The organism is Erythrobacter sp. GH1-10 (assembly GCF_045363165.1).
In the GTDB taxonomy this organism is placed as follows: domain Bacteria; phylum Pseudomonadota; class Alphaproteobacteria; order Sphingomonadales; family Sphingomonadaceae; genus Erythrobacter.
The window spans coordinates 1,924,624-1,936,514 of record NZ_JBJFLP010000001.1; the positions used below are offsets into that span (position 1 = coordinate 1,924,624).

14 protein-coding genes are annotated in these 11,891 nt (G+C 61.9%); 11 read left to right on the forward strand and 3 right to left on the reverse strand.

The annotated features are described in order from the left end of the window. The first annotated feature begins 16 nt into the window (after positions 1–16). The 11 genes from ACI5KX_RS09535 (at position 17) to ACI5KX_RS09585 (ending at position 8,252) form a co-directional block, all read left to right on the forward strand. A complete protein-coding gene (locus tag ACI5KX_RS09535) occupies positions 17–922 on the forward strand; it encodes a sterol desaturase family protein (RefSeq protein WP_406810429.1) in 906 nt (301 codons plus the stop codon). A gap of 97 nt (positions 923–1,019) precedes the next feature. After that, positions 1,020–1,640, forward strand: a complete 621-nt coding sequence (gene parA, locus ACI5KX_RS09540; protein ID WP_406810430.1) for a ParA family partition ATPase — start codon at positions 1,020–1,022, stop codon at positions 1,638–1,640. 80 nt (positions 1,641–1,720) lie between these two features. Further along, a complete protein-coding gene (locus ACI5KX_RS09545) occupies positions 1,721–2,356 on the forward strand; it encodes a DUF2059 domain-containing protein (RefSeq protein WP_406810431.1) in 636 nt (211 codons plus the stop codon). Positions 2,357–2,439: 83 nt separating this feature from the next. Beyond that, on the forward strand, positions 2,440–2,919 hold the full coding sequence (rpiB, locus tag ACI5KX_RS09550) for a ribose 5-phosphate isomerase B (protein ID WP_406810432.1): 480 nt from the start codon (positions 2,440–2,442) through the stop codon (positions 2,917–2,919). Continuing rightward, entirely contained in the window at positions 2,916–4,226 is a 1,311-nt protein-coding gene (gene glyA / locus ACI5KX_RS09555) for a serine hydroxymethyltransferase (protein ID WP_406810433.1), read from the forward strand. Before rpiB ends, glyA begins: the two co-directional genes overlap by 4 nt. Positions 4,227–4,238: 12 nt before the next feature. Then, the gene (nrdR, locus tag ACI5KX_RS09560; protein ID WP_406810434.1) at positions 4,239–4,700 is read left to right on the forward strand and encodes a transcriptional regulator NrdR; all 462 of its coding nucleotides are present in this window, start codon (positions 4,239–4,241) and stop codon (positions 4,698–4,700) included. A 2-nt stretch (positions 4,701–4,702) separates the two neighbouring features. Next, positions 4,703–5,443 carry an RNA methyltransferase gene (locus ACI5KX_RS09565; RefSeq protein ID WP_406810435.1) on the forward strand — a complete coding sequence of 247 codons (741 nt, stop codon included), beginning with the start codon at positions 4,703–4,705 and terminating at the stop codon, positions 5,441–5,443. A gap of 15 nt (positions 5,444–5,458) precedes the next feature. Beyond that, positions 5,459–6,307 carry an FkbM family methyltransferase gene (locus tag ACI5KX_RS09570; protein WP_406810436.1) on the forward strand — a complete coding sequence of 283 codons (849 nt, stop codon included), beginning with the start codon at positions 5,459–5,461 and terminating at the stop codon, positions 6,305–6,307. 122 nt (positions 6,308–6,429) lie between these two features. Further along, positions 6,430–6,723: a hypothetical protein gene (locus tag ACI5KX_RS09575; RefSeq protein WP_406810437.1), complete on the forward strand. Its 294-nt coding sequence runs from the start codon at positions 6,430–6,432 to the stop codon at positions 6,721–6,723. Positions 6,724–6,901: 178 nt separating this feature from the next. Continuing rightward, the gene (gene rpsD / locus ACI5KX_RS09580; protein ID WP_406810438.1) at positions 6,902–7,516 is read left to right on the forward strand and encodes a 30S ribosomal protein S4; all 615 of its coding nucleotides are present in this window, start codon (positions 6,902–6,904) and stop codon (positions 7,514–7,516) included. Between the two features lie 100 nt (positions 7,517–7,616). Beyond that, positions 7,617–8,252: an NAD(P)H-dependent oxidoreductase gene (locus tag ACI5KX_RS09585; protein ID WP_406810439.1), complete on the forward strand. Its 636-nt coding sequence runs from the start codon at positions 7,617–7,619 to the stop codon at positions 8,250–8,252. Here the strand turns inward: ACI5KX_RS09585 and ACI5KX_RS09590 are convergent. The 3 genes from ACI5KX_RS09590 to tgt all read right to left on the reverse strand — a co-directional run bounded on the left by ACI5KX_RS09590 (position 8,249) and on the right by tgt (position 11,843). Next, on the reverse strand, positions 8,249–8,560 hold the full coding sequence (locus ACI5KX_RS09590) for a chorismate mutase (protein WP_406810440.1): 312 nt from the start codon (positions 8,558–8,560) through the stop codon (positions 8,249–8,251). The two genes, ACI5KX_RS09585 and ACI5KX_RS09590, sit on opposite strands and share 4 nt — an antisense overlap. Positions 8,561–8,622: 62 nt before the next feature. Beyond that, positions 8,623–10,653, reverse strand: coding sequence for an alpha/beta hydrolase family protein (locus tag ACI5KX_RS09595; RefSeq protein WP_406810441.1), 2,031 nt, complete (start codon positions 10,651–10,653; stop codon positions 8,623–8,625). A gap of 59 nt (positions 10,654–10,712) precedes the next feature. Next, positions 10,713–11,843, reverse strand: a complete 1,131-nt coding sequence (tgt, locus tag ACI5KX_RS09600; protein WP_406810442.1) for a tRNA guanosine(34) transglycosylase Tgt — start codon at positions 11,841–11,843, stop codon at positions 10,713–10,715. Between the last annotated feature and the right edge of the window lie 48 nt (positions 11,844–11,891).

The following is an 11,891-nucleotide window of genomic DNA, read 5'->3' on the forward strand; positions in this document are numbered from 1 at the left end:
GCGCTAGTGTCTGCCGATGGAAAGCTTGCAGAGCGCCATCGACTTCATCGGCGGTCCTGCCGCGTTGTGGATCCTTGCCACGGCTTATTTCGGCAGCGTGATTCTCGAGCGCCTGTGGGCGATCTGGGGCAATCCTGATTACGATAACAAGGATGCACTCTGCTCGATCGGGCTAAACCTGATGTCGAGCATGATCCATTTCGTCATCGGGCTGTTGATCCCGCTTGCGCTTTATGTGCTGGTATTCGACAATTTCCGGCTGATCGAGAGCATTTCTTTGCTACTCGCGATCCCGTTGGCCTTCGTGCTCCATGAATTTGCTTATTACTGGGATCACCGGCTAGCACACCGCGTCGGGCTCCTATGGGCATTCCACGCGATCCACCATTCCTCCAATGAATTCAATCACTCGACGGCAGCGCGCGGGTTCTTCCTCGATGGCCAGCTCAAGGCGTTTTTCGCGCTCATCGCTGCCTTCATCGGCATCGATCCAGTGGTCTACATCGCGGTTAGCGTGTGCACGAACGCGTTCGGCATCTGGAACCACGCCAGCTGGGTCCCGCGCCTTGGCTGGATCGATCGGGTTTTAATGACGCCGAAGATGCACAAGATTCACCACGCCAATCAGCCGCAATACATCGACCGCAATTATGGCCAGGTCACGCTCCTGTTCGACCGCATCTTCGCGAGCACGGCCTATCTCGGGGAAGAGCCCAACCCTGGTCTGGTGAAGCCCGTCCACGACAACAATCCACTCACCGCGCAGTTTGCCGGCCTCAAGCAACTTAAAGATCGGATGGACGCGGCGGACAAGTGGCAGGACAAGCTCGCCTATTTATGGCGGCCTCCGGAGTGGTCGCATGACGGCGTATGTCGGTCGGACTGCCCAAAATACGCAGTTCCCGCTTCGGCTTCGATCTAGCCCGCTTTTCGTCCTACGACTTGTGGGAAACTAGGGTCTCGCCAGAGCGATCTGTCTGCGATAGATATTGTGCAGTGCAGCAATCCGGAATTCCTCTATGCCAACAATAGCCATCGTCAGTCAGAAGGGCGGCTCCGGTAAGACCACGCTCGCGGTTCACATCGCAACGCGCGCTGCGCAGGCGGGGCACGAGGCGTGCGTCGTCGATACGGATCCGCAGGCGACCGCCGCCGCCTGGGGCGATTGGCGCGGGGATTTCCTGCCCGTGGTGGTGACCAGCCCCCCTGCCCGCTTGGGTCGGACCATAGAGAGCGCGAAGAAGAACAAGGTCGATTTCGTCGTCGTCGATACCCCGCCGCATGCCGATGCCGCCGCGCGCGAGGCGATCAAGGTTGCCGACATCGTGCTTATCCCCTCAAAGCCGCGCGCCTTCGATCTCCACGCGCTCGAACCCATCGCCGACCTTGTGAATTTCGCCAAGAAGCCCGCCTGGGTGGTGCTGAACTCGGTTCCGGCGGGCGCGACCCTGCTGACAGAGGACGCAAAAAAGACCGCGAAAGAGATGGGCCTCAAGATCTGTCCGGTGACGCTGGGTGACCGTGCCGCCTTCCATCGCTCCTCGGCCAAGGGCGAAACAGCTGCAGAGGTCGATCCCGAAGGCAAGGCTGCGAAAGAAATCGAGAAATTGTGGAAGTGGATCGGTAAGAAATTGCCATGACGACAGCTTTCCGCGAAGAAAATTAGCGATTTCGTCGATCCACACTTGCGCCTGCAGAGGGTGCGCTTCAGGATCGCGCGATGCCCCTCAATCGCTCAACCACGCTCGCCGCGCTCGCCACTTTGGCATGGAGCGCCCCCATCCCCGCCCTCGCAAACGCCGATGCGAGCCCGCAAGAGGCCACAGCGATTGCGATGTCGGAACCGGTCGAGCAAGCAGCCGATATCGATCCGGCCATGATGCAACTCGCCGCGCAGATCGTCGATGCCGGTTATCCGGAGGAAACACGCGAAGCGCTGTTCTTCGCCTCGATGGACCAGACCATCGCCCAGATGCGGACATCGCTTGGCCCGTACCTGCCTTCGGACGACCCCGAAGCGGTAAAAATCCTCGATGACTGGATCGAGAAATACACCGAAGAATCCAAATCGATCCTGCGCAAGCATATCCCTTCGATCATGGACGGAATGGCCGAAGCCTATGCCGAGCTCTTCACCGAGGAGGAGCTGCGCGACATTCTCGCCTTCGTCGAAACACCGAGCGGCAAGCAGTTCTTCGATCTCATGCCGCAAGTGATCGGTTCGGCCAGCTTTGCCGAGGCCAACCAGGCCTATATCGACGAGAGCATGGAAGTCATGGTCCCGGCGCAGCGCGAACTGCTCGACCAGTTGCAGGATCACCGCGAGAAGAGCGGCGAACCGCTCGAAACGATCTGACAGGCCGCGCGCCTGCTCCCGACCGTAGAAAAGCCGCCGTTCCGGGGTGGAGAGAATCGCCGCGCATCCCTATGTAGGCGCCCATGCGCATCGCCATAGCCTCAGACCACGCCGCAACCGACCTCAAGGCAGAACTCGCCGAATGGTTGATCGATGAAGGACACGAAGTCGCCGATCTCGGCCCGGATGCGGGCGAGAGCGTCGATTATCCCGATTACGGATACAAGCTCGCGAGCGTAGTCGCCGATGGCACTGTCGAATTCGGTATCGCTTTATGCGGCAGCGGCATCGGAATTTCGATGGCCGCCAACCGGCATCCCGCGGTTCGCTGCGCGGTCGTCTCTGAGCCGCTTTCGGCGGCGCTCGCGCGCGAGCACAACAATGCCAATTGCATCGCCATGGGCGCCCGGCTGATCGGCATCGAAATGGCCAAGAGCTGCGTTGCGACTTTCCTCGAAACCGAATTCGCCGATGCCGACGATCCCAATGGCCGCCACCGCCGACGAGTCGGCAAACTCGGCAACCCGCCCCTCTCTCCCGATCATATCGAGACATACCAATGAGCACCCAACCGTCCGACGTCCTCAACTCGATGGACTCCTTCTGGCACGACGATCTCGCGGCCGCCGATCCTGAAATCGCGGACGCGATCGCCAAGGAACTGAAGCGCCAGCAGGACAAGATCGAACTGATCGCGAGCGAGAACATCGCCTCCAAGGCCGTGCTCGAGGCGACCGGCAGCGTCTTCACCAACAAATACGCCGAAGGATATCCGGGCAAGCGCTACTATGGCGGCTGCGACTACGCGGACGTAGTCGAAACGCTGGCAATAGAGCGTGCCAAGCAATTGTTCGGATGCAATTTTGCCAATGTGCAGCCAAACTCCGGCTCGCAGATGAACCAGGCGGTGTTTCTCGCCCTGTTGCAGCCGGGCGACACCTTCATGGGGCTCGATCTGAACTCCGGCGGGCACCTCACCCACGGCTCGCCCGTGAATATGAGCGGCAAGTGGTTCAACCCGGTCAGCTACGGCGTGCGCGAGGGCGACGAACTGATCGACATGGACGCTGTTGCCGCGACTGCACGCGAACACAAGCCCAAGCTGATCATCTGCGGCGGTACCGCGTATTCGCGCACCTGGGACTTCGCCGCCTTCCGCGAGATCGCGGATGAAGTCGGCGCGATCCTGCTATGCGACATGAGCCACATTTCAGGGCTGGTCGCGGGCGGCGCGCACCCCTCGCCCTTCCCGCATTGCGACATCGTTACCTCGACGACGCATAAGAGCCTGCGCGGTCCGCGTTCGGGAATCATCCTGTGGAACGACGAAAAGTTCACCAAGCCGCTCAACATGGCGGTGTTTCCCGGCCTTCAGGGCGGTCCGCTCATGCACGTTATCGCCGCCAAGGCCGTCGCTTTCCGCGAAGCGCTCCAGCCCGAATTCAAGAGCTACGCACACCGCATCGTCGAGAACGCCCGCGCTCTGGCGGCGAGCCTCGAGGAAAACGGCCTGCGGATCGTATCCGGCGGGACCGACAACCACTCGATGCTGGTCGACCTCACCGCCAAGGACGTGACCGGCAAGGACGCCGAGAAGGGCCTCGATCGCGCCTGGCTCACCTGCAACAAGAACGGCATTCCGTTCGACACGCGTAGCCCGTTCGTCACCAGCGGCATCCGTCTGGGCACGCCTGCAGGCACCACCCGCGGCTTTGGCCCGGCCGAATTCCGCACGGTGGGCAAGCTGATCGCAGAAGTCGTCGATGGGCTCTCCAAGAACGGTCCCGAAGGCGACGCGCAGATCGAAGAGAGCGTGCGCGGACGCGTTTCGGAGCTGTGCGCGGCCTTCCCGGTCTATCCCGGCGCCTGAGACCGCTAGCCCATGCGATGCCCCTTCTGCGCCTGCGATGACAGCCAGGTAAAGGATTCCCGCCCGACCGAGGACTCGACTTCGATCCGTCGCAGACGGCAATGCACGTCTTGCGGAGCGCGGTTTACGACCTTCGAGCGCGTGCAGTTGCGCGAGGTGACGGTGGTGAAATCGGGAGACCGCCGCGAAGCCTTCGACCGTGCCAAGATCGAGCAATCGGTCGCGCTCGCCTGCCGCAAGCGCGGGGTCGACCAGGAACGCATCGACCAATTGATCTCGGGGATCCAGCGCCAGGTGGAAACCGCCGGCGAAGCCGAAGTCGCCTCTGCGAAGATCGGCGAGATGGTGATGGACGGTCTCAAGCAGATCGATTCCGTCGCCTATATCCGCTTCGCCAGCGTCTATCGCGACTTCTCTGAAGCGCGCGATTTCGAGGAATTCGCCAGCACGGTGCAGGAAGCGGCAAAGGACTGACGATGGCGGAACCGCCCGTCATCGTCCTCGTTCGCCCGCAACTGGGCGAAAATATCGGCAAGGCGGCGCGCGCGATGCTCAATTTCGGGCTGACCGAAATGCGGCTCGTCAATCCGCGCGACGGCTGGCCCAATCCCTCTGCAGGACCTGCGGCGGCGGGCGCGGACATCGTTCTCGACCGGGCGAAAATCTACGAGACCACCGCCGACGCGGTCGCCGACTGCGAGCACATCTATGCCACCACCGTGCGCAAGCGCGGCGTGACCAAGCCGGTCGTCGGCCCCGACGCAGCCGCTGAGCTGATGCATTCTCAGGAGGGTCGCCACGCGATTCTCTTCGGGCGCGAGGCATCGGGACTGGAGACCGAGGATGTCGCCCTCGCCCGCCATATTCTCACCGTTCCGATCAATCCCGAATTCGGCTCGCTCAATCTTGCCCAGGCGGTGATCCTGACCGCTTACGAATACTCGCGGATCGGGCGTGAAGTGAATGCGGATCAAGGGCTTGTACAGCCGACCGCCGACGATGAAATGCTACCCCCTGCCCCGCAAGCAGAGCTAGACGGGTTGATCGAGCATTTCGAGAAGCTCCTCGGCCCGCGCGGATATTTCTTGCCAGAGAGCCGCGCCGATGCCACGCGCCGGACCCTACGAAGCGTTCTGACCAAGCCGGGTTGGAACCACCTCGAAGTGCGCACGCTGCGGGGTATCCTGAGCACGCTTGAACGGGACCCGCGCGATTAGGCGCGGGATAACACAATGAACCGCCCCGAAGCGGCCAGCGCCTTCCGTCCCGCCTGGCCCGAACACGACAGCAAGGCCATGGCGCGCGATTTCCTCGTGTGGCGGCACCTGCGCGTCGTGCGGGCGCGGACGATGCGGCACGTACGAAAGGCGCTGAGCTCCGGGCGTCCGCAGCGGCCTGTCGACACTGTTTACGGGGTCAAGATGTGGCCAAACTGGGGCGACAAGACCTACGCCTATTGCCACTACGGCACCTATGGCAGCTATCTCGCCGACCTGCTTGGGGCCATGAACGAGCCGTTCTGCTTCCTCGATGTCGGCGCCAACCAGGGCCTTTTCTCATTGATCGCCGGGCGCAATCCGGTTTGCGAAAAGATCGTCGCGCTTGAGCCGGTGGGGACCACCCATGCGCGGCTTGTCTCAAACCTGACCGCCAACGGGTTGGAGGATCGCTCGGAAGCCCTCAATTTCGGCCTGTCGGACAAGGCGGGCGAATTCCAGATCACGCTCAGCACCGGCCACAGCGGAATGGCGACCCTCGGCGACCATGCCGAGAAGTTGCCCGGAGAGCACCCCAAAAGCACCGTGCGGCTCGAAACCATGGAAACGCTTGCAGGTCACCTCCCGCCCGAACTCCCGATCTTCGTCAAGATCGACGTCGAGGGGCACGAAGAGACGGTGATCCGCCAATTGCTCGGATCGCCCGAAGCCGCGCGGATCATTGCGATCTTTTACGAACACGACGACCGCTGGACCGACAAGGCGGCGGTGAACGCGGTGCTCGACGAGGCGGGCTTCGAACATTCACGCATCTATGGTCGCGGAAAGCATTACGACGTTCTCGCCACCCCGACTGCCCCCTAGCGGTCTGCGGAAAAACCCTTCGCTCGATGGCGTTTATGCGACATGCGCAATGCATCGTGGACAGCCGCGTTTCCGCTCGCTAATCGTGCCCTCCCTCTTCAAGAAACCCTGTGAGATCATTGATGAAATCGACCCTTTCGCTCATCGCGGCTCCCGCCGCCCTGTTCGTTGCCGCTCCGCTCTTCGCAGCTTCGGCTCTCTCGCCCGACCCCCAGGACGAAACATCGCAGGAAACCGCTCAGGATCAGACCGACGAAGCCAAGGACGAGAAGGACGCTTCTGCAAGTGTCATGCCCGAGGTGAAAGCCGAGGAAGAGCGCACGTGTCGTTATGTAAAACTCGACATGAGCAGCCGCCGCAAGAGCAAGGTCTGCAAGACAGCCGACGAATGGCGCGAGTTCAACCAGCGCCGCTGACCGGCCGGTTTCACCTGAAACTTGACGGCGCGCGGATTCCTGCTATTCGCGCGCCTTCGCAAATGGACCCCGCATCCCGGTGAAGCGGTGGTCGCACAGGGCATATCGTCCTTGTGGTGCGATGCCGGGTTGAATGCCTGCCGCTGGGGCAGGTCAGCAGATTTGAAGGATACGACTTATGTCGAAGCGCAAGAGCGCCAAGTACAAACTCGACCGCCGGATGGGTGAAAACATCTGGGGTCGCCCGAATTCTCCGGTCAACAAGCGTCAGTACGGCCCCGGTCAGCACGGCCAGCGCCGCAAGAGCAAGATGAGCGACTTCGGTCTTCAGCTGCGCGCCAAGCAGAAGCTCAAGGGCTATTATGGCGACGTGACCGAGAAGCAGTTCCGTTCGACCTACAAGGACGCCACCCGCATGAAGGGTGACACCGGCCAGAACCTGATCGGCCTGCTCGAGCGTCGTCTCGACATGATCGTGTACCGCGCCAAGTTCGCGCCGACGATCTTCGCCGCGCGCCAGATCGTGAACCACGGCCACATCTATGTGAACGGCGTGAAGTGCAACATCCCGTCGCGTCGCTGCGATGTCGGCGATGTCATCAGCCTCGGCAAGAAGGCGCAGGAAATGGCGCTCGTCATCGAAGCCCAGAGCCTGCCCGAGCGCGACATTCCCGATTACGTCGCTCCCGATGGCAACGACAAGGTGAGCTTCACCCGCGTCCCGAAGCTCGACGAAGTGCCCTACCCGGTGACGATGGAACCGAACCTCGTGGTCGAGTTCTACTCGCGCTGATCGGTACTACCGGCTGAAAGAATTGGGGCGGTCCTGCGGGGCCGCCCTTTTCTTTTTTGGCAAACGCAGGCACTTTCCGCACGAAGCGAGGGACCAGGCGATGAACGTGCTGCTGATCGACGGGCATCCGGACGCAGGACGCTTTTCTGCGCACTTGCTCGACCTTTATGAGCATGCACTACCGCCAGGTTGCGAGGTCACGCGTGTCGCAGTGCGCGATCTCGAGTTCACGCCCATTCTCAAGCACGGTTACAAAAAGCGCACCGAGTGGGAGCCCGACATTGCGGCGCTGGCCGGGAAGCTGGATGCCTGTGACCACGTGTGCTTCGTCTTTCCGATGTGGTGGGGCGCGGAGCCCGCGCTGCTCAAGGGCCTGATCGACCGGCTGTTCCTGCCCGGTTTCACCTTCGCCTATCACGACGATGACACATGGTGGGACCGCAACATGGAAGGGCGCTCGGCCGATGCAATCATCACCATGGACACCCCGCCCATCTTCCTGCTTCTCTTCTATTGGAACTCGATCATCCGCCGCTGGAAAGGGCAAATATTGGGCTTCTGCGGGTTCAAGCCGGTTCGTATCCTGCCGCTCGGCCAGGTCAAATTCGGCGGGGCTGAAAAGAACGCCGCGAAATGGACCGCGAAGATCCAGAAGCTAGCCCGCACCATCACGCAGGCCGAGGCCAGCAAGAAGAAGCCGAGACTGGAGCGGTTCCTCAACCGAAAGAAGGATTAGGCCCGCGTCCGGTCCCATTCCTCGAATTCGTAGGCGATCGAGCCTTCGACAAGGCGCTCCCACAGATCGGCTACGACTTGGCCCGGAATGCCGCGCTCCTCGGCATCCTTGACGGCAGCCGCGATCACCGACGCCTTGCGCTCCTCGTCGCGCACAGCGTCGCGGGTCGGTTTGATCCGCGCGGCGGCGCGCATATAGCCGAAGCGGCGATCGAGCAGAGCGACCAGTTCGCGATCGGTGGCGTCGACGCCCGCGCGGACATCGAGCATCGTTTCGCAGTCGTCGGGAGCTTTGAAGTCAGCTGGCATGCGGGGGCGTTTGGCCTGTCGAACCGGTTTTGTCGAGAGGCTTCCGGCCCCCGATGCACGCTTCATTTCCCCAGCGCGCTGGAGAGAAAGGTGTCAATCTTTTCGAGCATTTCCGCACGGGCATTGCTGTCGCCGAGATCGTGCTGGAGTCCCTCGTATTCGCTATAGCTGACCCGCTTGCCCGCATCTTCGAGCGCATCGGCCATTTCGCGCGAGTGGCGCACATCGACATTGAGGTCGAGCGTGCCGTGGAACATCGCCACCGGAGCCATGAAGCGTTCCGGATGGCGGCGCGGGCTGCCCGCTTCGATATGCGCTCCTGCTCCGATGAAGTCCTCCACAATCTCGGAGCTGGTGTATTTGCGGGAATCGTTCCGCAAGTATCCGAGGTCGGTTACGGGTGCGATGGCGACAACCGCCTTGTACAAATCGGGTGCGACCACTTGCGACTGCAGGGCGGCATACCCGCCATATGACCATCCGGCGATGGCGAGCTTGTCCGGATCGGCGATCCCTTCGCTGACCAGCCAGCGCCCGGCATCGTTGACGTCTCCGATCGCGACATCCCACGATTGAAACCCGTTCTTGCCATACCATGCCTCGCCATAGCCCGACGAGCCGCGGTAATTGGGCTGGAGCACCGCATATCCGCGCGCGGTGAAGAACTGCACGATCCAGTCAAAACCCCAATAATCGCGCGCCGAAGGTCCGCCATGCGGCAGAACGATCGCGGGCAGGTTCTTGCCCTCGGAACCGGGGGGAAGCGTCAGGTATCCGGGAATGGCGGTCCCGTCGCTGGCTGGAAATGAGACGGGTGTCATTCGGCCCATTTGCCGATCGACAAGATACTCCCGCATTGCCAGCAATTGTTCGAGCTGGCGCGTCGACTTGTCATAGAGGTAGACAGTGCCCGGGTCGGTGTCGGAGGATGCGATAATCAGCAGCCTGCTTTCATCAGCGCTCGCCCCGACCACGTTGATCAATGGCTGATTGGGCAGTGCCGCTCCTAAATCCTTGGCGAGCTTGGCAAGCTCGGTGTCGAAATAGGCAATCGCGCGCTTTTCGGTCGCATAACTCGCTCCCACGACCCGGCGCTGGCGTCCGATGCGGATCAGCCCATCGACATCGACATCGTCGCGCGCCAGCAGCATCTTGCCCGCTCCCGGATCGGACAGCGGCACTTCGGCGAGTGCCTCGAAACCGTTCTTGTCGGCAAAGCCGAACGCGGTGCCGCGTTCAGCGTCGACCGCGATCGGTTCGAAATCCTCGACTGGCTCCCCGTCGATCCGGATGTTTTCGAATTCGCGCCAGCGATCGCTTTCGGCATCGCGATAGAGATAGGTGTAGTCTCCCGTCAGCCGGTAATTGGCATCGTATTGGGCCCGCACCTTTAGCCGCAGGCGTCCGGTTTCGTCGGCCACGTAATGAATCGCGCCGACATCGGGCTGTTCCTCGACCCGGCGACGGCCATTCCTGATGTCGATCTCATCGACACCCAGCCCTTCTTTCTCGTTGGCAAGCCTGGTTCCGGTGGAAAATTCTTTCACGTAATTCTTGGTCATCAGGATGCGACCGTCTTCGCCCGCTACATCGAGCGCAACGATATTGCCGCCATCCTGGTTGAAGCCGAGTGCGCGATAGCTGCGCCTGTCCGAAATCTGTTGCGGATCGCTGCCGTCGGCATTCATCGCAAACAGACGCGAATAAGGGATCAGCGTGCCGGTGCCATCGCTGCCCATTCCGTAGATCTGGCAGATCAATCGCTCGTCGGTGGCCCACTCGCAGGACGAGACATCACCGCTCTTTTCGGTGTTGCTGACGACGGTCTGCACGCCCGCACCGCTAGTCATGTCATACACCTTTACCACCTCGGTGTGTTCGGGACCCGGCGCGATCCAGGCGATCTTCGTTCCCGAAGGGGAAAGGCTGATGTCGAGCACGGAAGCACGCACGCCGAACCGCGCGGCGGTGTCTGCCACGCTCTCGCCAGACGCGCTTTCCTGGGCGAGCAGTGGCTGAGTGAAACCGTTGCCGGCAAGCGACAGGCCGAGTGCGAGCGTGCTGGCAAGCAGCGCTTTCGAACGAATTTTCATGAATACCCCATTAGTCTGCGACGTCGGCACGATAGCGCCCTGCCGCACCCATGCAAGGGTCAATTGCCGAGATATTCTCGCCTGAAATCAATCTCAAAAGCTGCGAACCGCTGTGCGGCGATCGCATCGCGCATGGCCTGCATCAAGGCCTGATAAAACCAAAGATTGTGCTCGGTCACCAGCATCGCGCCGAGGATTTCGCCGGACTTCTGGAGATGGTGGAGGTAGGCGCGCGAATAATTCGCGCAGGTCGGACACGCGCAGCGTTCGTCGAGCGGCGCGGTGTCCTCCGCGTGGCGGGCGTTACGCAGGTTGAGCGGGCCGCCCCAGGTGAAGGCCTGCCCATTGCGGCCCGACCGGGTCGGCAGCACGCAATCGAACATGTCGATCCCGCGCTCGACGGCGCCGACGAGATCGTCGGGCTTGCCCACCCCCATCAGGTAGCGCGGTCGATTCCGGGGAAGCATTTCGGGCGCATAGTCGAGCACGCCGAACATCGCCTCTTGCCCCTCACCCACGGCGAGACCGCCGACCGCGTATCCGTCGAAACCGATATCGACCAGCTTGTCGGCGCTGATCTTTCGCAGATCCTCGTCGAGCGCGCCCTGCTGGATGCCGAACAGCGCCGAGCGGGCCGCGTGCTCCTCACCGGAGTCGAATCCGTCGCGGCTGCGCTTCGCCCATCGCATCGAGAGTTCCATGCTTGCCGCGATCTCGTCGCGCGGGCGGTCGGCACGCGGGCACTCGTCGAAAGCCATGACGATGTCGGAGCCGAGCAGCCGTTGGATCTCCATCGAACGCTCGGGCGTGAGCATGTGCTTGGAACCATCGATATGGCTGCGAAATTCGACCCCCTGTTCGGTCAGCTTGCGCAGGTCCGAAAGGCTCATCACCTGGTATCCACCGCTGTCGGTGAGGATCGGCCGGTCCCAGTTCATGAATTTGTGCAGCCCGCCGAGCTTGGCCACCCGCTCCGCGCCGGGGCGCAGCATCAGGTGATAGGTGTTGCCAAGGATGATGTCCGCTCCGGTCGCGCGCACCGCCTCGGGCTTCATCGCCTTGACCGTGGCCGCGGTTCCCACGGGCATGAAGGCTGGGGTACGAATTTCGCCGCGCTGCATGGTGATCGTCCCGGTACGCGCGCGGCCATCGGTCGCCTGAATGGCAAAGCGGAATCGTTCTGAATGCATGGCCCGAGGGCGCTAGCGGCCCATCGATTCCTTGTCACCCGCAAACAA